Source organism: Flavobacteriales bacterium (assembly GCA_016704485.1).
Taxonomy (GTDB): Bacteria; Bacteroidota; Bacteroidia; order Flavobacteriales_F; family PHOS-HE28; genus PHOS-HE28.
In genome coordinates this window covers 1,136,466-1,159,636 of sequence record JADJAA010000002.1, presented here as the reverse complement: position 1 = coordinate 1,159,636, position 23,171 = coordinate 1,136,466, and the positions used below count along the sequence as shown (strand labels likewise).

At 51.6% G+C, this 23,171-nt stretch carries 14 protein-coding genes; 4 read left to right on the top strand and 10 right to left on the bottom strand.

Annotated features, from left to right (window positions below; translation table 11 throughout):
* Window positions 1–16: 16 nt before the first annotated feature.
* The 8 genes from IPF95_16090 to mtaB all read right to left on the bottom strand — a co-directional run bounded on the left by IPF95_16090 (window position 17) and on the right by mtaB (window position 6,887).
* Window positions 17–1,861 (bottom strand): PLP-dependent transferase, encoded by a 1,845-nt coding sequence (locus IPF95_16090; protein MBK6476205.1) that lies wholly within the window; start codon window positions 1,859–1,861, stop codon window positions 17–19.
* Between the two features lie 221 nt (window positions 1,862–2,082).
* Window positions 2,083–2,340: a type II toxin-antitoxin system RelE/ParE family toxin gene (locus IPF95_16085; GenBank protein MBK6476204.1), complete on the bottom strand. Its 258-nt coding sequence runs from the start codon at window positions 2,338–2,340 to the stop codon at window positions 2,083–2,085.
* On the bottom strand, window positions 2,337–2,531 hold the full coding sequence (locus IPF95_16080; GenBank protein ID MBK6476203.1) for a hypothetical protein: 195 nt from the start codon (window positions 2,529–2,531) through the stop codon (window positions 2,337–2,339). Before IPF95_16080 ends, IPF95_16085 begins: the two co-directional genes overlap by 4 nt.
* Before the next feature lie 117 nt (window positions 2,532–2,648).
* Window positions 2,649–3,071, bottom strand: a complete 423-nt coding sequence (locus IPF95_16075) for a PIN domain-containing protein (GenBank protein MBK6476202.1) — start codon at window positions 3,069–3,071, stop codon at window positions 2,649–2,651.
* The gene (locus tag IPF95_16070) at window positions 3,068–3,316 is read right to left on the bottom strand and encodes a hypothetical protein (protein ID MBK6476201.1); all 249 of its coding nucleotides are present in this window, start codon (window positions 3,314–3,316) and stop codon (window positions 3,068–3,070) included. The genes IPF95_16075 and IPF95_16070 overlap by 4 nt, the downstream gene beginning before the upstream one ends.
* A 119-nt stretch (window positions 3,317–3,435) precedes the next feature.
* Window positions 3,436–4,233: an inositol monophosphatase gene (locus IPF95_16065; GenBank protein ID MBK6476200.1), complete on the bottom strand. Its 798-nt coding sequence runs from the start codon at window positions 4,231–4,233 to the stop codon at window positions 3,436–3,438.
* Window positions 4,202–5,383: a prolipoprotein diacylglyceryl transferase gene (locus IPF95_16060; GenBank protein ID MBK6476199.1), complete on the bottom strand. Its 1,182-nt coding sequence runs from the start codon at window positions 5,381–5,383 to the stop codon at window positions 4,202–4,204. The genes IPF95_16065 and IPF95_16060 overlap by 32 nt, the downstream gene beginning before the upstream one ends.
* A gap of 109 nt (window positions 5,384–5,492) precedes the next feature.
* Window positions 5,493–6,887 carry a tRNA (N(6)-L-threonylcarbamoyladenosine(37)-C(2))-methylthiotransferase MtaB gene (mtaB, locus tag IPF95_16055; GenBank protein ID MBK6476198.1) on the bottom strand — a complete coding sequence of 465 codons (1,395 nt, stop codon included), beginning with the start codon at window positions 6,885–6,887 and terminating at the stop codon, window positions 5,493–5,495.
* 321 nt (window positions 6,888–7,208) lie between these two features.
* On the opposite strand from mtaB, the gene IPF95_16050 reads away from it, so the two are divergent.
* The 4 genes from IPF95_16050 to IPF95_16035 are packed head-to-tail and all read left to right on the top strand — an operon-like array spanning window position 7,209 to window position 17,025.
* A complete protein-coding gene (locus IPF95_16050) occupies window positions 7,209–10,415 on the top strand; it encodes a DUF11 domain-containing protein (protein ID MBK6476197.1) in 3,207 nt (1,068 codons plus the stop codon).
* A 7-nt stretch (window positions 10,416–10,422) separates the two neighbouring features.
* On the top strand, window positions 10,423–12,672 hold the full coding sequence (locus tag IPF95_16045; GenBank protein MBK6476196.1) for a T9SS type A sorting domain-containing protein: 2,250 nt from the start codon (window positions 10,423–10,425) through the stop codon (window positions 12,670–12,672).
* Between the two features lie 4 nt (window positions 12,673–12,676).
* Window positions 12,677–14,878 carry a DUF11 domain-containing protein gene (locus IPF95_16040; protein MBK6476195.1) on the top strand — a complete coding sequence of 734 codons (2,202 nt, stop codon included), beginning with the start codon at window positions 12,677–12,679 and terminating at the stop codon, window positions 14,876–14,878.
* Between the two features lie 5 nt (window positions 14,879–14,883).
* Complete coding sequence (locus IPF95_16035) at window positions 14,884–17,025, top strand: SprB repeat-containing protein (GenBank protein ID MBK6476194.1); 2,142 nt, start codon at window positions 14,884–14,886, stop codon at window positions 17,023–17,025.
* A gap of 682 nt (window positions 17,026–17,707) precedes the next feature.
* On the opposite strand, the gene IPF95_16030 is transcribed toward IPF95_16035, so the two are convergent.
* The gene (locus tag IPF95_16030) at window positions 17,708–21,769 is read right to left on the bottom strand and encodes an SBBP repeat-containing protein (GenBank protein MBK6476193.1); all 4,062 of its coding nucleotides are present in this window, start codon (window positions 21,767–21,769) and stop codon (window positions 17,708–17,710) included.
* A gap of 388 nt (window positions 21,770–22,157) precedes the next feature.
* Window positions 22,158–23,111 carry a hypothetical protein gene (locus IPF95_16025; GenBank protein ID MBK6476192.1) on the bottom strand — a complete coding sequence of 318 codons (954 nt, stop codon included), beginning with the start codon at window positions 23,109–23,111 and terminating at the stop codon, window positions 22,158–22,160.
* Window positions 23,112–23,171: the final 60 nt, after the last annotated feature.

Here is a 23,171-nt window from a genome sequence, read left to right as displayed (position 1 = left end):
AAGCTTTTCCGTTCGATCACATTCCTTCAACAAAATCCGCAAAGACCTTTTTATGAAGTTCAAGATCCATATTCGCGGATAGTGCAACACGGACAATGTAATCCTTGTCGCCTTCTTTCGTCGTCCCCTGCGTGGATGTTGCTGGTATCGTCCAATAACATCCGTTCAGCTGTCCGTAGCTCACACAGAACTTACTTTCAGTGGGGATCTTAGTGATCATGAGATCGATCAATTTCAGATTCAATGCTCTTTTATGAGATTCCTTTTCTACATCCGTAGTGCCTTTAGTTGGAAGGTCCAATGAAAAGACGGACGGGGTAAACCCTTGTTCTGCCAACTCCTCTGAAACGAAATTGATCTTCGCCGCTGGCAAAGTGGCGTTGATGAATGTTACGAATTCACGCGTATTGATGTACGCATCAGCGATCCGTTGGTTCATCGAAGGCATTTGTTTCGCCAATAGTTCCAGTTGAAGATCAGTCGCTTCATTATCGCAAAGACGTAAATGCAGCTCAATTTTATCCATCAACATTTCGGTTTTCTTATTCCCGACACAGTAGCCCGCAGTGCAGAGCCCGCCACTTGGAAACTTGGATCCACTGACATAGGCAATGGTCCGGACCGTTGAGAGTATTTCACCTTCACCCAGAAAGTGAACATTCGGGCAGAATGTTTGATCCAGAATGAACACAGGGTCGATCGCAGTTGCACCTGTTGCTGTCTTGCGCACTTTGCTTAGCACCTCTTTTATCTTCAAGAGATCAGGAACTTCAACTCTCGGATTCGTTGGAATTTCTGCAATTATGTAAGGTACGGCATCTTCTCTTGCAATTTGGTCCAGAACAAGATCAATGCTTTGATCCATTTCCTTGCCTCCGTCAACTGGTAGGTCCACAACTTCAACGTTTTCCATGCACGCCGCAACACGTCTGGCTTGGTCGTTCGTTCCACCGTAGCAATTCGGGGGAACAATGATCTTGATCGCTTTTCCCGGATGTTTTTCGAGTGCATCATGAATGAGCCCCATCATGATCGCGTACTGAATGGACAAGCCACTAGAACCGATCAGAGCCTTTGTAGTAGAACCAGTAATGGCCGCGATCGAGGATAGGACCATCGCTTTGTTTGCCTTGGCATTACTATCCACAGTCGCATTATAAGTCTTGTTGATCAGCCCCTCTAGCGCAGCAACACAATTGATAGGCGTCATGGCAATGGTCTCTCTCCTTCGCACATGCTGAATTTCTGATATGTACTGATCATTGTGCACGCCATTTACCAACAGAACGCTTCCGAAGTGAGGATGCACATTAATGAAAAAGTCGATGTTCGGGTTGAGGTCAACACGACACATGTCATCGCGTTCTGAAATGAAGATCGTACTGCCGTTGAACGCGGTAACCTCTTCTGCATTCTCGACCTTCTTTAACTCGAACGTGTAACCATAAATACGCTTGACCACGTCAACGTTGAAACACGCTGGCAGCTCTTCCGTAAACAGGATCCGAGTGCTTTTGTTCTTCAATGAATTTTCCCGAAGGATCGCCATGATCGGAACTGTCTTTGATGAAAAACTGATCACATTTTTTGGATCGAGTGTGTTTAAGTTAGCTATTACCCATTCCAATACGCAAGACAAGGGGTGGCCTAAGCGGATATAGTCATACGCAGTGGGTAGTTCGCCTAGTGCAGCTGCTTCGGAATTAGTATTCTTGAACAGGCTCTCGAACTGATCCAAGAATTGGGTTTTGGCCAATTTTTCATCATAGATATCGAGTCGATGGGTTGTTAAGCCTAACCAACCCGGTGGCATATTTTCCAATATATCCTTGATATAATTCAACACTTTATCGTCTTCCATAATTCTGCATTTGGATCCGGTCGGAAAATTACATGAGAATTAGTTCCTCTGTTCACTATGTCTTCTCTTCACCTAACTGATCGTATTCCGCGTTACGCCGAATGTCGTTATTCAAAGCGACACAGTTAAGTCCCAGCGAAGGCATCGAATTGCTGATGACGTCGTTTGTGACCAAGTAGTTTAACGGGTGCCTTGGAGATGATCGTTGGACCGTCCAGAATTTACCGATAGACTTCGCTGCGGTGCGCGGCACGCTCAACACGAACAAGTTGTATGGTTTCCTGAATTGAATAGATCACGCGGTATGCTCCGATCCGAATACGCCAAAGGTTGTTACTGTTCTTCAATTTCTTGCATCCCTGTGGTCGTGGTTCTTTTTCAAAACCATCCAGTGCGATGAATATCCGGTTCTGTACTGAAACGGGAAGGCGAAGGATCTCGCGTTCGGCACTACGGAGGATCCGAACTTCGTAGCTCACTTCTTCTTGACCTTTTTGGAACGCACTTTCAGTTCCTCTAGTGAGATCGAAGGTTCGTTCTTACGGGCTTCGCAGATGATCACATCCAAGAGCTCTTCGACCGCCTCAGGTTCATTGACAATGGTGTTAACGTCCAATTGCACGTATCGTTTATTCCCCTTGTCGTCGTATAGAATTTCGACTCCTTTCATTGATACCTACAAATATACGTGTAATGGTTTACCAATTCATAAGCCTCGATAGTGGTCGATCCAAAAGCAAATATTAAAATTAAGAATGATAGCAACCGTGAAGAATCCGGCACTAACTCAACTATTGCTAAGTCTCGCTAAAAATTCCTTCGCCGTCATAACGGGTATCATCGAGGCCTTGAAGTCTTTTCCGTTTCGTGTTATGATCACGTCACATTCCGAATCGGTTGCACTGAAATACTGCAAGGCATCTTCGAAATCTTTTATCGCTGAGTTCAACCCCTTTTCAATGGTCTGTTCATTGATGGGACAGATCTCGCATAAGATCTTGAATTTTCTCAATTTTTCTCTTGCCACTGTTGAGCCTTCGTTCTTCGAGAGAAAATAGTTGACGGTTGCGAACGAAATTGGGGAAGCAACAAGTGTCAACTGTTGTCTTTCGGCCAAGGTGGCGATCTGGGCGATCGGTATATAGAAGGGAGCACGTTCGCCTAACAGATCTAACATGATATTGGTGTCGAGGAAGGCCCGTTTACTCATTTGTACTTCTTGGTTAAGAAGTTTGAGTACTCTTTCTTGTAGTCCAGGTTAACCGGGATCTTTTTACCCGTAGCAATGCTTTTGACAAAGGGAGAGATCTCGAATTCGGTTTCCTTTTTCTCTATAGTGAGGGATTGGAGGTAGGCTTCGATGATGCGCGACAAGCTCATTTTCTTATCAGCAGCATACGCTTTAGCCCGCTCGATAACTTCTTGGTTGAGCTTTAAGGTGAGTTTGGTGTCCATTAGAACCTGCTTGTACGTACAAATTTAAGGAAATGATGCGTACTCAGTCTTATCGAGGAATAGATTGCAGATAAGAAGAAGGACAAATGGATGAAACTGCAGGAATCAGCGAGTTTCCCTCAATCCTGCCGTTGCCAATTCCGCTCAATTGCCTCCAACAATTCATCATGCACCGCGCTATTCGTAGCAACGATCTCCTCATCAAAAACAGGGTCCTTGCTCGGTTGGAAACCACTGACCTTTCCACCGGCTTCGCGTACCAAGAGTACACCGGCGGCTACGTCCCAGCTGTTCAAGCCGTACTCGTAAAAGGCTTCGAACCTTCCGCAGGCTACGTAAGCAAGATCCGCGGCGGCACTGCCCAAACGGCGGATGCCGCGCGTACGGTGCATGAGCTCGCGTAAGAGATCCATGTACTCGGTCTCGTAGCCGAAATCATCATAGGGGAAACCGGTGGCCAAAAGGCTATCCACTAATTTCTTCCTAGGGGATACCTTGATCGGTTCGCCATTCATGTAGGCGCCACCACCTTTCCAAGCGGTGAAGCGTTCGTTGCGTGTTACTTCGTGCACCACACCCAACAGTGGTTCGGTTCCATCGACCAACGCAATGCTGATGCAATAGCAGGGTACACCATGAACGAAGTTGGTGGTGCCATCGAGCGGATCGATGATCCAGTTCAGGCCTTCGCCGCGTTCGCCACTGCCTTCTTCGGCAATGAATCCTGCATTGGGTAGGATCTTTTCCAAGGCTTCCACAAGACGGTCCTCAGCGGTGTGATCCACGTGCGTAACTAGGTTGTTCGCGCTCTTAGTGCTTACGCCAGCTTCGGTGAGCTTGCCCGCTTCATCGCGTATGAATGCTGCAACTTCGATGCAGAGTGCTTCAACTTGTTCCGTGAGCTTCTTGAGGTCCATTGGGTAGTGTCTTAGTGCGCTGGCGCATGATCATTCCTGCAATTCCAACGATGATCAATATAAGCGATATTACTTCTGCTTGTGTCCATGTTCCAGCAAATGGCACGTTCACGCGGATCTTTTCAATGAAGAACCGCTCCACGCCGTTCAGTGCCAGGAATAGGAAGAAGATCATACCTGGAACGCTTAGCTTTTTCCTCCATGCCCACAGTACGAAGAACAGGCCAACGCCCATGATGAATTCGTATATGGAAGTGGGCCAGACAGGTTCCGGTAGTACCATGCCATAGCCTGGAAAAGCAGTGCCGTCGGTCATCGGAATTCCAACTCCATTAACGTTGTTCGGGAAGTCGTAACTCCATAGCCAGTCCGGGATCCAGCTTGGTGCAGGTCTGTTATTCACGATGCCCCAATCACCATCGCCACTGGTCTGGCAGCCCAACCGTCCAACACCGTACGCAAGCATTACTCCCGGTGCGGCTGCATCCATTCCAGCCCAAGGGGGGATACCATTCCTTCTGAAATAGCGGATCACCATGAAGCCGGCAAAGATCAAGCCGCCGTACATGGTAAGACCGCTGAACAATTCTGCACCGGCCGGCTGTTTGATGAACCGAATGAATTCATCTGGATTCTCCAGCCAATGGAACAGCTTCGCACCGATGACCCCATAGAGCGCCGCAGTAAGCGTGATGTTGCCACTGTGCTCGTGGGCCTGCATCCGGTATTCTTCAATTTTAGGCTCAGCGAGTTTCTGCTTTTCTTTTTCGCGCCATTTCCACCAGACCATGAAACAACCCAAGGCTATTCCACCTAGCAAGTTGCCTTTGGCGCTAAGCAATGTGCCTTGTGGGTCTGCCGTGGCGCTGGAAAAATCCAAGATCAAGTACAGCCCTTTCCATCCCAACACGAAACCGAGCAACGCATTGCTGATCAACTCCATTGGCGTAGCTGGGTAGCCCACTTTCACCTTGCGCATAACGGGTTGCAGCAATCCTTCACGCTCTTTTCGACGTAGCTCCAGTCCCAAGGTCCAACTCGCAAATACGAACGCCACGGCCACGAAGAACCCGAAGCTGTTCATGAATTTCAAGAACGGCAGGTCGATCCCGGTAAGGTCCAGCAAGGCGTGGTAGAGGGTAGGGTACATTAAGGATTAGCTGATTAGCCGATTGTTTGATTAGCTGATGGTGCGCTTTCTTGAGCTGAACGATAGTGCTCCTGCAGTCTTAGCTAGGCGTATCATGAGTCGTAGAGTATCAAACGATCAGACAATTGGATAATTCGTTGGTTGGAATAGTGCCAATTACTTGACCGTCGCCATTAATGGTCTCCAAAGACGCTGTGGTGATCTTGTTGGTCAATGATGGGTCGTAAGGCATAGTTAAGCGAATGTAGTTGTCCGTATACCCTAGCATGTGGCCCTCCACATTCTCGGTCTCGAAAAGAACATCGCGTGTGGTACCACTATGTTCTTCATAGAACGCCCGTTGCAATTTGCTGCTCAGGATACGCAGTTGTTTGGTGCGTTCCCTGCGTGTTTCCATTGGGATGGCATCTTCCATACGCACGGCAGTGGTGTTGGCGCGTTCGCTGTAAGTAAATACATGCAGATAGTCCACCGCAATGCTCCGTATGAATTCATGGGTCTTCAGGAACTCTTCATCCGTTTCTCCGGGCGTGCCGGTTATCACATCTACACCAATGCATGCATGGGGCATTACACGTTTGATGTGTGCAACGCGATCCGCATACAACGCGGTGTCGTAGCGCCTGCGCATGCGTTCCAAGATCGCATCGCTGCCACTTTGAAGCGGCATGTGGAAATGTGGCGCGAAGCGTTTGCTCTTGGCGACAAAGTCGATCACTCCGTCATGGCAGAGATTCGGTTCAATGCTGCTGATACGGAAACGATCGATGCCTTCAACTTCATCAAGTGCCTCGATCAGTTGAAGGAAATTCTCCTTCTCGACTCCGCTTGAAGCCCCGTTGCTTTTTCCGAAATCACCGGTATTCACGCCAGTGAGTACGATCTCCTTCACCCCCGAGGCAGCGATCTCTCTTGCCAATGCCACGGTTTCTTCGATGGTCGCACTTCGACTTCTACCACGTGCTAATGGGATCGTGCAGAACGAGCAGAAATAATCACACCCGTCCTGCACCTTCAAGAATGTCCGTGTCCGGTCGTTCGCGTTGTAACTAGGGACGAAGGTTTTCGTGTCCTTGATGGGGGAGTAGTGGGCCTCGCCTTTGGAGGGGGCGGGCCTGCCGCTTTGAGATTCCGGGTCAAGCCCGGAATGACCCAAAGTGGAGCGTTCGATGTAACTGGCCAGATCGAACTTTTCATTGGCTCCCAATACGAGATCCACTCCCGGAATAGTCAGAATTTCTTCTGGTTTGAGCTGTGCGTAACAACCCACAACGGCAATGAATGCTTCGGAATTGATGTTCCTGAACCGACGTACATGCCGCCTGCATTCCTTGTCGGCATTCTCTGTAACGCTGCAGGTGTTCAACACGAATACATCCGGTCGTTCTTCAGGTCTAACACGTGCATAGCCCGCTTCTTCCAATGACCGCGCAAGGGTGCTGGTCTCGGCGAAATTGAGCTTGCAACCAAGCGTATGAAAGGCAACCGTGCCGGAGGTGCTCATGGAATGGATGACCGGACGAACCGATCATGTGGGACTTTAAGGGTTGCAAATCTACCGATGCCACAATGAATGGCCAATTCATGGAAATTCCATGGTCCGTAGGCATCCTTATGTTACCTTTCTCGTCAAGGTAATATTCGTGCCATTCACCAGGCCATGATCAAATCACTACTTCTGCTATTCGCACTGAATTTGAGTGCTTTGCCTCCGTTAAGTGCGAACGATGGTCGTTCTGGTCTCTATTTTGATCAGGGTTCTCCGTTCTCCGTAAATAACCATGCGTCTTGCCCCTTTAGCTGATCCATAAATAACAAAGAGAAAATGAAGCATCTACTTACTATCCTTGTTCTTTTTCTGTCTTCCGGCTTGCAGGCCCAGCAGGAATGGTTCCTGAAAAAGAAGCCGCTGCGCACGCAGGAGATGGGCTGGGCACAGCGGGGTGGTGTGGCCTTCAGTTTAGGAGACTACATCATCTTCGGTATGGGATACGACCGCACTGGATACCCGAGCGGTTCCTTCAAGAAGTACGATCCGACTACCAACACCTTCTCCGCTTTCGCTGTGGAGGGCGAAACACACAGCCTCGCCGAAAGCAAGGCGGGTGAAGGCGGGGTCGGCTTTTCCATTGGCGACATTGGCTATGTTGGCTTAGGCGGGACCTATAATTACGACGCCAACGACACGATCTTCCAGTACACGCTCGCGGAGAATAATTTCTGGAATATGCAACCGCTCGTGTTCCCGGGCGGCCAGCGCATCGGGGCCATCGTTTTCGTTATCGGTGACAAGGCCTATATCGGAGGTGGAGCGAACAATGGAGGCTGGCAGAACTTCAACGACCTCTGGGAGTACTCACCAACAACAGGTTGGGCGCAGCGCGCGAATATGCCCGCTAACATTGACGGTGGCGTCGCCTTCGCATTGGACGGAAAGGGCTATGTGATCAGCAAAACCGGCACTGCGCTCTGGAGCTATGACCCGGTCGCCGACGCTTGGAGCGTGAAAGCACCCTATCCGGGTGGTGTGCGTGATGGTGCCGCGGCCTTCACCATAGGCGATAGGGGTTACGTAGGTACAGGTAGCAATACGCAGGACTTTTTCGCATACGAACCTGCATCGGATTCTTGGACCCCTGCTCCGGCATTGTGGGCTGCAGCGGGGCGGGATCATGCCGTGGCGGTATCGCATGGCACCAAGGCCTACCTCATTGGCGGCTATGTTCCCGCGCAAGGAGTCCAAGCTGAGATCTGGGAACTAGGGCCATCCGCCCCTTTAGTGCCCGGCACCTGGGCCCAGCGTCCGTACCTGCCAGGTTCAGTTCGCAGACATCCCGTGTCTTTCACGATCGACGATATTCTCTACTTGGGTGGAGGGATCGCAGGTGTCGGCAACAGGCTCACGGATCTGTGGTCCTATGCTCCGATCACACGCACATGGACGGCCCGCGCCGCAATGCCCACCGAAGCCTCGGTCGGTGTAGAAGCAGCTGCTCCAGCGAACGGAAAGGGATATATCCTGACCGCTTCGGCAACGGACAATTTCTGGGCGTATGATCCTGTGGCGGACACGTGGGCACAAGCTACCGATCTACTCGGTGGTGCGCGCACCAATACGGTCGCCTTTGGAGTGGATGATCGGGTCTTCATCAGCACCGGACTGATCGGCGGAGTGCGCCAGAATGACCTGTGGGCGTACGACCCTCAGACCAATGCATGGGAGCAGCGCGTTAGCCCCGGCATGGCCGTGCATTCCTCGGCTTCGTTCGTGATGGGAGGCAAGGGCTGTATCTCTGCCGGGAATATCGCGGGTTCCAGCACGGCCACCGACTACGCTCGCTGTTACGATCCCGCGACAGATAGCTGGGCCGGCATCGCATCCTTTCTTGCGCCGAACAACATGCAGTCACACATGGCATTCGGGATCGGTGATCAAGGTTTCCGTGCAGGAGGTACACTTTCAGGTACTATAATGGATGCCTTCCACAGCTATGACCCCGTGACCGATGCATGGACGATAGAGGCAACGACCGGAGGTGGCTTTCGAGTGGATGGCACTGCGGCTTCAGCTGCCGGTAGAGGCTTCCTGTCCTGCGGCAATCTGAACCAGAACGATGGCTTCATATCATCCGCTGCACAGACCAACGACCTCTGGGAGTATATTCCATGGGACTATGTTGTTGCGCCCGGAGTGAGCGGCACGGTCTATTATGATGCGGACGAAGACTGCACCATCAACGCAGGCGATGTGGCCGCACCATACAAGATCCTAAAAGTGCAGCCCGGTGGTTTCTACACCAGCACAGATCAAGCAGGAAACTATTTTCTGGCCATGCCCGTGGGACAGTACACCTTGGAACAGATGGATCCCGCATGGGGCGATCACTGCGATCCGAGCCCACGATCTTTCGAGGTACTTGAAGGTGGCCCAGCCTTGGTCGTGGATTTTCCCGATACGATCACCTTCGGCTTGGATGTGGGTGTAGCACTCTCTTCTGGAGTGGCACGCCGCGGATCAGAGTTCGTGCTTGCACTCACCATAGAGAACAATACGCCCCTTGTAAGTGGAGCGGTCAACGTGCAATTGATATTGGACCCGAACCTCACCTTCACCGCTTCTGTACCTCCGCCCACCAGCATCAATGGCAATACCATCGTATGGGATCTACCCCAAGCGACGTTTACCAATCCGGTGAATATTCAAGTGAGCACGCAGGTACCGAACACAGTTGGGATCATCGGAACGCAATTGGTGAACATGGCGAGTATCACCTGCACCGAAGCCGAGACGGTAACCGCCAACAACACCACAACGAATTTCAGAACGGTTACCGGCCCGTGGGACCCCAACGACAAGGTGGCGCATACCAGCTCGGGCAGCAGCGATGTCTGGCTTCTCGGTGAGGATGAATTCATCGACTACACGATCCGCTTCCAGAACACGGGCAACGATACGGCCTTTACGGTAGTGGTAACGGACACGTTGCCGCAGAACTTAGAGCCCGGTTCCATCGTCATGGGTGCAGCCTCGCATCCATTCACATGGAAGTTGAGTGGGCATGGTACGCTGGAATTCACCTTCGCAAATATTCTACTGCCAGATAGCAACGTGAACGAAGCCGCCAGTCATGGCTTCGTCTCCTTCCGCATCAAGCCACGCACACCTCTACTTCCTGGAACAACCATTGAGAACATCGCCAACATCTACTTCGATTTCAATGAGCCGGTGATCACCGAGCCGAGCGTGTTAGTGGCGGAGTTCAGTACGGGGCTGGAAGTTCTGGAGCCCGAAACCAACTTGTACCTGTACCCCAACCCAGCACTGCATTCGGTCAGTGTTGGTGGCATGCGCATGGGCGAACAGATCGCTGAACTAAGGTTGCTTGCCTTGGATGGTCGCATCCTTCGGATCGTGAACACCAAAGGCACTTTGCCCCGGATGGATATCGCGGAGTTTGCCGATGGCCTTTACATCGTACAGGCTGTTGTGAATGCCGAACGAACATATACCCTGACCTTCATTAAACACTGACACTACGATGAGAACCACCCTGTACCCTACAACTCGCGTGTTGACCACGGCTACCCTTCTTTGTGGTGCGCTTGCGCTACAAGCGATCACCGTGAACATACAGATCACGGCGCACGAGATCTGTACCTATGCCGATGGTACGGCACAAGCCAATGTGAGCGGTGGGGTGCCGCCGTACACTTATCTGTGGAGCACTGGTGCTACCACGGCATCGGTATCGGGCCTGAGCGCTGGTCCGATCTCCGTTACGGTAACGGACAGCCAGAGCGATGAGGCGCTCGGGAACCAAACCGTTCTGTCGGTCGGGTACAGCATCGCTGCCGTAACCGGGGGCAGCCTCTGCCCGGGTGATGCCTATGGAGGCTACCTGTTCATGACCGAGCTACCCAATGGCCCGATAACCTTCAGCTCACCTTTCTTCACGGGCCTCTACATGGGTGAAAATGTCTACTCGGCCTACTACACGGGTCCATACAGTACTACAACCAGCACTCAGTTGCAGTTCACGGACGCGAATGGTTGTGCTGGAGAACTGCATAGCGGTTACAGATTGGGGCAGCCGACCTGGACCACACCGGTGATCCTTGATCTGCAGGGCACGTGTGCCGGTGCTGCCAATGGATCCATCGAGGCCCTTTTGCTCCACAGTCCCACTTATGCACGTACGTGGCATCAATTGACCGATGGTGCCGGCTCCGTATTCGGGCCGGACGGCTCCATCGTAGGAACGGGTTCAGGCGCCTATGGTCACACACCAGTCGAGTCGTCCGACATTCTCAATACTTGGACGGGCCTTGCACCAGGTGAGTATTGGTTGACACAGTCGGTCAACTTCGCGCCGTTCACAGAATGGCAGCCCGGCGGTGGTTGTGGCGATTCTGTGATGGTGACCATTCCGGACCTTGGATCCGGTTGTTCCAACATTTCCGGGAAAGTGTTCATGGACTACGATCTGAATTGTGTCAAGAACGGCACCGAACGCTTTCGTCCCAATTCGCTGCTTCAGTTCGATCCGGGTCCGTACTTCGCAACCACCAATGCGGGCGGAGCCTATTCGCTGAACGTACCGAACGGGACCTACACGGTGACGGAGATCACAAGCGACGCAGAACAGCATTGCCATCCGGAGCCGGTTACGGTGAACGCCAATGGCCTTGCCGTGCTCGACTTCGCTGATACGGCGCTTGTGGCCCTCGATGTGGAGTTGACCATGGCCAGCGGTCCGGCCAGACCAGGCTTCGAATTGGCCTACGCGATCGACATGGCGAATCTGACACCGGATGCCACTGGGAACAACCAGGTGGTGATGACCTTCGATCCGACACTTGTGTTCATCAGTGCTTCCTTGAACCCGAGTTCCAGCACGGCCAACACCCTTACCTGGAACAATGTGGGGAACATGAACAACTTCGCGACGCGTGATCTGCTCGTGCGTTTCCAGATCCCATCGAACGTAGGCTTGATCGGCACACAGTTGAGCGCCACCGCCACGGTGACACCCGTGAACCTGGATGCCGTACCCGTGAACAATACCGCCACTTGGCTGGTGACGATCATCGGCAGCTTCGACCCGAACGACAAGACCGCCAACACAAGTCATGGAAATAGCAGCACCATCTATCTGATCGATGAAGATGAGTGGGTGGATTATGTGGTCCGTTTCCAGAACACCGGCTCCGATACGGCATTCCTGGTGGTGATCACAGATACGCTGCCAGCGCAGCTGGACCCGGCCACGATCCGCATGGGTGCTGGTTCGCACAACTTCATCTGGTCCCTCTCCGGGCAGGGTATACTTCGATGGACCTTCCCGAACATCCTGCTCCCGGACAGCAACGTGAACGAGGCAGCCTCTCACGGCTTCGTCTCCTTCCGTATCCGCCCGCATGAACCGCTCGCACCCGGCACCGTGATCAGCAACACCGCCAACATCTTCTTCGATTTCAACGATCCGGTGATCACCGAACCAAGCGTGCTGGTGGCGGAGTTCAGTACAGGGTTGAACGCTGAGTTCAACTCAGAAGATCTCAATGTATTCCCGAACCCGACGAATGGATCGGTGAGGGTGAACTATGACAATGGGGGTATGCGATCCTTAGCACTTCTCGCGATGGACGGAAGGACTGTGCTCAGCGAACAATTGGGCGGAAACGCAATGGCCGAGATCGATCTCGCGACCATTGCTACCGGCACGTATGTGCTGGTGATCATTTCAGGGAGAGGCGAACAGCTGCACACGCGTGTGACCAAATTCTAAGAGCATGAGATCCAAGATCCTTCTTCCTTTAGTGTGCTACTTGTTTACCGGTCAGGTTTGCGCCATGACCTTGTTCCTCCACGGGAACGAAGCCAGCTGCGGCAACCCTGTCGGTTGGCTCACCGTGGATGTGAGCGGTGGTGCCCCGCCCTATACCTACCTCTGGTCCACGGGTTCAACGAACGATACTATCACTGGTCTTCTCGCTGGCAACTACAGCGTGACGGTGACCGATGCACTATTGGAAGAAGTCAGCCAAGCCATAGATGTGATGGACCTTCCATACCTGATGATCCCTGCGGTGTGGAGCTTCAATGGGTCGGGGGCTCCCGCTTGCCCGGGCCTGTGCGATGGGCGTGCCATCATCTACACGCAGTCCTTCAATGGGCTGGGGCCGTACACCATCACGTTCGATCAATTCAATCAGCAAGTGGATACGGAACCGCTGTACGGGGATCCGGTGTTCGGCGGTTTCTGCAGTGGAACCAACAGCGGCAACTACACGGTCGTCGATCAGTACGGCTGTGCAGGAACCGGTAACGGCTTCGATATTTTCGGGGCGGTTGGCGGCCAAGTCCAATTGGGAACCATCAACGCTGCGTGCGGGGGCGAGGCCAACGGTAGCGTTACGTTCAACAACGTCTTCGATCTGGGTTTGGGGATCTTCGGCACGTCCGTCACTGTGTTCGATGATCAGGAAAATGTGGTAGCCGGTCCTTCGTCGGGGAGCCCGTTGACTTTTTCGGGCCTCGCTACAGGCAACCACACGGCCCGCGTGTATTGGTTTGATGGCAACGAAGAATTGCCCTGTTTCGAAGAGCATCCCTTCACTGTTCCCGACCTGGGGCCCGATTGCGGCTCAGTCCAAGGCAGGATCTATCTGGACCACGATCAGGATTGCACACAGGACGCCAACGACGAGGCCATTCCCTACCATGTGTTGGAAGTGCTGCCTGGGCCGGTGTACGCATTGACATCCGGCGACGGTACGTATGCCATTGGGCTGGCCAGCGGCAACTACACGCTTTCCCAAACGCCACAGGATATCGTGCCGATCTGCCCGGCTGTGGATCCGGTGCCCCTTAACATCACGAACGGTGCATTGGTCACACAGGATTTCGCCGATAGCAGTGCGATCCCGTTGGATGTTATCACGTACGCCGCAATGGCAACGCCCCGGCCCGGCTTTTTGGTGAACAACCAGTTCACCGCGAGCAACAGCAGTGGACAACTTACCGGCGCGGTGGAAGTGAGCCTGACTATCGATCCTGTCCTCAGCTTTGTGTCCGCCGTTCCCGTTCCGACTTCGGTTGTGGGCAATACGGTCCTTTGGAGCAACATGCCGGCCTTGGGCGCATTCGGCGTGCAGCATATCAACCTGGTGCTCCAAGTTCCGCCGGACCCCGTGTTGATCGGCACGGTGGTATACAACACTTGGTCGGTGGCACAACCATTTGTAGAGACCAGCTCCGCGAACAACACCTTCACCACCATTCGTACTATCACCGGTAGTTTCGATCCCAATGAGAAGAGCGTGCTTACCAGTTCGCGCCAGAGCGGAACGCAGTACTTCATCGACCAGGATGATTGGCTGGACTACACAATCCAATTCCAGAATACGGGAACGGATACCGCCTTCACGGTTGTGGTAACTGATACACTCACGGCCGAACTCGACATGGCTTCGTTCCAGCAAGGGACGGCCTCGCATCTATTCTCCGTCATGTTCAAGCCTGGCCGGTTGGTGGAATGGCGGTTTGATACTATCCTGTTGCCGGACAGCGTCACCAACGAGGCGGAAAGTCATGGGCTGGTGAGCTTCCGGATACGTCCTGCGCAACCCGTGCTGCCGGGAACGATCATGAGTAATACAGCGAATATCTATTTCGACTTCAACCCACCGGTGATCACCGAGCCGAGTGTGCTGGTGGCGGAGTTCAGCACAGCGGTGAACACGGCATTCATCATGGATGAACTCAATGTCTTTCCGAACCCGACGAATGGGTCAGTGACGGTGAAATATGGAAAAGGAAGCATACGATCATTTGCACTTCTCGCAACGGATGGAAGGACAGTGCTCACTGAACGGCTGGGCGGAAGCGCTATGGCCGAGATCGATCTCGCCACAATTGCTACAGGCACTTATGTTGTGGTGATCACCACAGGAACAGGAGAACAGCTACACACGCGATTGACCAAACTCTGACCACTATGCGCTACGCGCTACTTGCCTTGATACTGACTCCGCTGAACGCTTTGGCTTTCGCGGTGTCCGGTGGTACAATACCGACCACCTGCGCGAACAACACCGGTTCCATAGACATCACGCCCTTGACCGGTACGCCGCCTTATACATACCTATGGGCTGATGGTCCCACCACGGAGGATCGCACCGGGCTCGCCGCGGGGAACTATTCCGTGTTGGTCACCGACGACCTTGGTGCTACCGGTTCTTGGAGCGGCACGGTGGCCAACGGAAACCTGTTCGTGCAGACCACTTTCGCTGGAGGCTTCGCTTGTCCGGGGGAAAGCAATGGCAGTTTCGTGGTGGTCCAGAGCATGTTCAACGGCACACCGCCTTACAACGTCTCGGTCTATGTGAACGGTGCGCCCGCCTCGCCCGGAGGAACCACCGGTGATGGCGATCCGATCTACTACGGTCTTGCGTCAGGCGATCAATTCTATGTGAGTGCGAGCGATGCTGGCGGTTGCTCGGGAATGCACGAGGATATGATGCAGGGGCCTTCAGGTGAACCTATAACCGTATCGAATATCGTAGCGGCATGCAATGGACCCAATGGGAGTGTGGTGCTCAACAACAGTGATTGGCCTGCGAACGTGAGCATCCGCAACGATCAAGGCCAGGTGGTCTACCAGTACGATCAAGTATCCTCGGAACTTGTTACTGGCCTTGCATCCGGCGATTACACTTTCGACCAGGCGTGGACCTGGCAGATCACCACCTCTTGCACTGAAGGTTTGACTGGTGCGTTCACCATCCCGGATCTGGGGCCGCTTTGCGGCAATGTGCATGGAACCAGCTGGTATGATCTGGACGCCGATTGCGAGCGCGACGGTGGGGAAGTTGGCGTTCCGTACAGCGTGCTTCAGATCGAACCAGGCGTGCAGTATGCGCTTACGAACGGGGCAGGCAACTTCAGCTTCAACATCGTGGATGGAGCCTATACACTAGAGCAATTGGATCCTACGCTCATCCGCTACTGCCCGGTGGTTCAGCCCGTACCCTTCACGGTGAATGCTTCAGATCCTTCCATCGATTTCGCCAATGGCAGCGACGTTCCTTTGGACCTCGCGCTCTTTACCGCGCAAGGCCCAGCACGGCCGGGTTTCACGTACGGCTTCAACGGAACCGTGCGCAATACCACCCCCCAAGTGAGCGGACCAGTAACCGTAACAGCGGACTTCGATCCCGCCTTGGTGTTCCTCGATGCGTCTCCAACACCGACCGATGTTGCAGGCAACACTATCACATGGAATCTGGGTGCGCTCACATCGTTCGCGCAGACCTCCTTCCACGCCGCATTTACCGTTCCGGCGTCCACACCACTAGGCACCGTGCTCATCAGCAGCGTGAATGCCAGCAACACACTCAATGAAAGCAGTACGCTGAACAATGCGACCAACCTGCAGACCACGGTCGTCGGCAGCTATGACCCCAACGACAAAGTGGCATCAACGAGCAGCGGTTCAAGCAGTACCCTCTACTTCATCGATGAGGATGAATGGATCGATTACACTATCCGCTTCCAGAACACGGGAACTGCGGAAGCGATCGATGTGGTCGTCACCGACACGCTTCCGGCGGAATTCGACATGTCCAGTTTCGAGCAGGGAGCAGCCTCGCACGCATTTGATGTTGCCTTCAAACCCGGGCGGGTTGTGCAGTGGACCTTTGGGAACATCAACCTGCCGGATAGCAATGCTAACGAAGCGTTGAGCCATGGGGCTGTAGCCTTCCGCATCCGCCCGCGCCTGCCACTACTTCCAGGCACCATCATCGAGAACATCGCCAACATCTACTTCGACTTCAACGATCCGGTGATCACTGAGCCGAGCGTGTTGGTGGCGGAGGTCAGTACGGGGGTGGAAGTGGGAGTTACGACAGCGCTGACGATAGCACCTATTCCAACTACGGACCACTTGAACTTCCGCAGCGATGGACAGATCGAGATCATCGTCGTGCTTGCGCATGACGGCAGGGAAGTGATGCGCCGGTCCGTGCGGGCATCCTTCGGTAGTATTGACGTCTCTGGATTAAAGTCGGGAGCATACGTGCTACTCGCATCAATGAGCGACGGGGCTACATGTCGCGGACGCTTCATCAAACAATGACAACATGAAACGACTTGCTCCCTTGCTCACCTTCCACGACTGGTTACTTGCGCGAGGACGTAAACATGGACGGCACTGTGCGATACACCGGCACGAACAATGATCGTGACCAAATTTTGATGAATATCGGCGGCATTGTGCCGACGACGGTGGTGATGGAGCAGTTACCATAGCAACTTGCCTAGTCCCGAATAGGTAATCGTCCACTTGTATTCAGGAATCGATCAACGCTGCGTTGAATAGTTCCACGCCGGCCTGATTCAAAAGATGACCGTCGGTGAAGTGCAGTGTGTCATTCAATGATACTTGTCCGTTCATGTTCGTAATATCCTGACTTATTGAAAAGGGTAGGGCAGGTCAATTCCTTTGTCAATGAAGAGCCTAATTCCGGTAATGCTGAACACTGCAACCAGAGCAGAGCTAAAAGCCGTGCTAAGAAACAGTGACGTGCATACGAGTGATGGAAATAATGGATAACTCAACCTTTAAGTTTCAGGTTTTCATACACATACTTATTGCTCATGGCGTGCAAGTGCTCACGTTTACATAGGCGTAGCAAGTACAGTTCTTCCTGAACCGCAAGACACACAATTTCCTCAACCACTGAAATTAGTGCCTAGCTATTGTGTCATTTGTGCGTCCACCAAGTTATTCAACGGGTCAACAAAATGAAAGCATCAGATCATTGCACCAAGACCTTGAAGACCGCCGGTGGTGCGCCCTCCGTGAATACATGGATAAGGTAATTTCCCTGCGCTACATCAAGTTCTGTAACGATACGGTCAGTCTGCTTTTCCTTGAACGCTGCTACTTGTCTACCATCCATAGCATGTACAGTGATGAACACATTTGCCTGCACTTTCCCGAACACAATGTTCAATTGGCCATCTGTCGGATTGGGAAATACCACAACATTTGCTGCGTTGTTCAGATAATCGATCCCTACCGTTGAGATGGAACAAGCGGAGGTGTCCGTACAACCATTCTGGGTGACTTCAACGGCATAACTGCCAGCGTTCGTAGGAGCGAAGTCCGCTGAAGTGGCTCCGGGGATCGGCTCATTATTATTATCACAATCGAGCCATTGGAACACGGCATTGGTAGCACTAGCGGTGAACGCAGTATCCGCAATAGTGATCACTGTTACATCCACTGTATCCACCGTGAGGAGAAGTGTGGCAGTAGAGTCACAACCCACTGCGTTGATGAACACTGCGCTATAGGTTCCGCTGCTATCATAGGTATTACCATCTGCATCCCAGAAGTAATCAGTGCAGGTATTAACCGAAGTTGAGCTTGCAGAACTGTTCAGAATGGAGAGGTCCAGGGTGATAGTAGAATCGCACCCTGCAGCATTGGTAAGAATAGCAGTGTAACTACCGCTGTTATCATAGGTGTTACCATCCGCATCCCAAAGGAAGCTATCGCATGCCACTTCCACCTGTGCACCCGTGGAGCTGCTATTAACAGTAAGGTCAAGCGTAACAGTAGAATCACACCCAGCTGCGTTGGTCAAAATAGCCGTATAACTTCCATCGGTATCATAGGTGTTCCCATCCGCATCCCAGAAGAAGCTATCGCATGCTACTTGAACATCTACACTGGTGATATTGCTATTGACGGTAAGGTCCAGCGTGATGGTGGAATCGCACCCTACGGCATTGGTCAGGACAGCCGTATAACTACCAGTGGTATCATAGGTGTTGCCATCCACATCCCAAAGGAAGCTATCGCATGCCACTTCTACAACGGTGCTTGCGGTACTGTAATTGACGGTAAGGTCGAGTGTGATGATAGAATCGCACCCTGCGGCATTGGTAAGAAGAGCGGTGTAACTACCGCTGCTATCATAGGTGTTACCATCCGCATCCCAGAAGAAACTATCACATGCTACTTGAACATCAGCACTGGTGTTGCTGTTATTGATGGTCAGGTCAAGCGTGATGGTAGAATCGCATCCTGCGGCGTTGGTCAAAATAGTGGTATAGCTACCACTGGTATCATAGTTGTTACCATCCGCATCCCAGAAGAAACTATCGCATGCTTCTTGAATATCAGCACTGGCGTTGCTGTTATTGATGGTCAGGTCTAGTGTAATGGTAGAATCACACCCTGCGGCATTGGTCAGTATAGCGGTGTAACTACCACTGGTATCATAGGTGTTACCATCCGCATCCCAGAAGAAACTATCGCATGCTTCTTGAACATCAGCACTGGCGTTGCTGTTATTGATGGTCAGGTCTAGTGTAATGGTAGAATCACACCCTGCGGCGTTGGTCAAAATAGTGGTATAGCTACCACTGGTATCATAGGTGTTACCATCTGCATCCCAGAAGAAACTATCGCATGCTACTTGAACATCAGCACTGGTGTTGCTGTTATTGATGGTCAGGTCAAGTGTGACGGTAGAATCGCACCCTGCGGCATTGGTCAGCATAGCGGTGTAACTTCCACTGGTATCATAGGTGTTCCCATCTTCATCCCAGAAGAAGCTTTCGCATGCCACTTCTACATCCGTGCTTGCGGTACTGTAATTGACGGTCAGGTCGAGCGTGATGGTAGAATCGCATCCTGCGGTATTAGTGAGAATAGCTGTGTAACTACCGCTGGTATCGTAGGTGTTACCATCCACATCCCATAGGAAACTATCACATGCTACTTGAACATCAGCACTGGTGTTGCTGTTATTGATGGTCAGGTCTAGTGTAATGGTAGAATCACATCCTGCAGCATTGGTAAGAAGAGCGGTGTAATTACCACTGGTATCATAGGTGTTACCGTCTTCATCCCAGAAGAAACTATCGCATGCTTCCTGAACATCCGTGCTTGTGGTACTGTAGTTTACGGTAAGGTCTAGTGTGATGGTGGAATCACATCCTGCAGCATTGGTAAGAAGAGCGGTGTAACTACCACTGGTATCATAGGTGTTACCATCAACATCCCAAAGGAAGCTATCGCAGGCTATTTGAGTATCCGTGCTGGTGGAACTGTAATTGACTGTGAGGTCGAGTGTGGCCAGCGAATCACATCCTGCAGCGTTGATCAACATTGAAAAATACGTACCGCTGGTCGTGTACGTTACACCATTCGCGGCCCAGGTCATGCTATCGCATGCGGTCATGGTCTCACTACCAACGGTGTTGTAGTTTATGGTAAGGTCAATGGTAAGGATACTGTCACCACCGCAGGCATTCACCAGTGTATCTTGAATGGTCCCACTGATAGTGTACGTTTCATCTCCGCTTGGTACGGTGTAGGCCTCGCAGGCGCTGGCGGTTATTGAATTAAAAGTCGTCGGGCATTGGGACATTTTGTGGATCAACACGTCCAGATTGCCGAATGGGGTAAGTTCGCTTACTCCAGGACCGGGATCGACATCCAGTGTCTCATATGTAAAATTGGCCGCCGCATGAATATTACCATCGGAAGTGACGAATAGGGCATGAGGCGAATCTCGGGACCCTTGAGCACTGGGCCCAAGCTCATAGTCGAATTCAAGCGTACCGGATGGGTTCCATTTCTGGATAGATAAATAGTTGGGTTGTTGCCCTTGTCTCTCTTGTTGAGCAATTGATTGGAATGCACCACCATTGTATCTGGTGATCACATCATAGATGTAAGCGTTGTTTTGTAGATCCACGTCTATACTATTGCCCGAATGATCGGCATCTAGTTCACCACGGTCGCGAGTCCATTGATGCACACCCGTTGGTCCTAGTTTGGTGAGGAACATATTATACCCGTATTCTGCGATCAATACGAAACTTGCAGGACCCGCATCGAAGTCGACCGTGCCATAGAATTGACCTGCAACGTAAACATTCCCGAAGTCATCCACAGCGATGGAGTGTCCATATGCTTGAATTTGATCGTCCCCGGCATTGGCCCAAAGCAGGTCTCCATTTGGATCCAGCTTGCTTATAAACAGAGCGCCTATTTCTACATTTTGTGTCCCGTTCAGTACGGCCGGTCCTGGGTCAAGATCAACAACACCATTATAAGAACCTGTCACGTATTTGTTGCCTGCGTCATCCACCTCAACACAATTTGGTGACACATCCCCTGAACCACCAAATATCCATACATCCGCAAATGACCCGTCCGGGAGTAGTTGGAGCAAGAAACCATCATAGCCATTAGCAATACGCTGTTGCACACCTGGCCCCGGGTCGAAATCAACGGTGTCTCTAAACACTCCGGTCAAGTAGATGTTGCCATACACGTCAACATCCAGAGATGCTGGATAGTCGTAACTGATGCTACCCACACTAACTGCCCAAATAAAATTTCCATCGGGATCCAGTTTGCATACGAACACATCAGAACTGCCAACGGATGTCAAGTTGTACGTACTTGGCCCTGGATCCATGTCAGCCGTGACATTGAACGTGCCACATACCACCACATTTTCAGAAGGATCTGTGGCAATATCATTTGGATAGTCACTTTGGGGGCCTCCAAGCTCTACAGCCCAAACGAAATCGCCCTGAGCATCCAGTTTACTGACGAATACTTGATAAGCTGTCGTGGTGGTAAGATCGTAAACCCCAGGTCCTGGATCGAAATCTGCAGTGGATTGGAATTGACCGGTGGAATAAACATTGTCCGATCCATCAACCGCAATGGCTGTGGCATAGTCATAGTTCGATCCGCCGATCTGCTTTCCCCATTCGAAGGTCTGTGCTTGGGAATAAATGGTCAACGAATATGCAAGGGTTGCAAGTGCCAAACGGGAGGTATTCATGACATGGAGAGGTTTAAATGTGCGGAACAATGTAGGAAAGGGAAATGAAATAATAGCATTTGAATTTTTTTACTAACGCAGCATTGTGAATAGTGCTAATTCAATTGGACTGGGTCGGTGGTAAGTTGATCGAACTTATTGGGGTTCAGTGATAGAAGCCTACTAACGCTGATACGTTAGTTCCGTAAAACCACATCCAGCCCGAAAAACAATGTGTCATGGCTTTTGGAGCGAGTCTCACGAGTGACTGAAGGATATTACGAGGGTTGCTATCCAGCAAGGCTCTACAGTTCATCGTGGGACCTTTAGGTTCCAACTCATCCTGCTCCAGAATTTGGTGAAAGAGAATAACGCGTGTTGTGTTACAGCAGATACAGTAACAAGGTGCCTAGTCCCGAACAGGAAGCCAATTCCGATCGATCAGTGTATCTATCAAGGCGTTATTGAACTTGAACACCGCACCCTGTTGTAGATGCTTGGAGTCGAAAAAATCCGTACTGTCGTTCAACAGAACTTTGCCGTTCATATCCAAATAGTTCGGTTGGGACCTGAACCAATTATCCGTTTCGGTAGGGTTCGCGAGCATCATATTCTGGTTGGCTGATGTGGTGGGTGTTACAATGAATATGATGCGACAATTCTTAGCCTTTAACAGAGCACAGGTTCGTAGGAACGCATCCCATTGAAAAGCGATCGGCTCTTTGCGGACCGAATTGGAGTTGCCCTTGTCCCTGAACTCAGCGCTATCATGCTCAACAAAACCACCCGGTATGTAACGATCAGGGGCTTCATATAAAGGTTCCTTGAAATTCTTATCGACCCCCAAGAGTTTTCTGCAAGATGCGTAGATCAAGGTGTTGAACGTCAAAATATTTCCAACACGACCGGCCATTTCAAGAAGACCTGCATCCAACTTGTGATTGGCGATCATCGAGAGCGAAGATTCAACTCCATCCGAAGTACTTAGAATGGAATAGACTTCCATAATTACGACTTGAGGTTGTAATTGATCAACGAATTCCTTCACCAATTGCTCGGTCTGGACAGGGCTTTGGGCACTAGACCCCAAGTTGAAAGCGGTGTAGCCTCGTTCCTTCCAGATCCTGGTATCGAAACCACGGTAGGCCAGTGATGACCCTAAGAACAGTATGTCCACAGGCGCGTGATCCTGAACTTCAGCAAGTCGCGTATGTAAATGACCACCACCACCCAAAGGGTGTTTTACGTTCCCTGCGAATTTGGCCGGTAAAATTGCAGCCCAAACCACGAGAAGTACACCATACATAAATGCACAAAAGATCATGAAGATCAATAGACGGACCGTGTAATTTTGCTTAGGCATTTTGTGGAGGTCAGCTGAGCAGCAAATTCAACCAATGGAATGAATTTGAATGGATCGTAG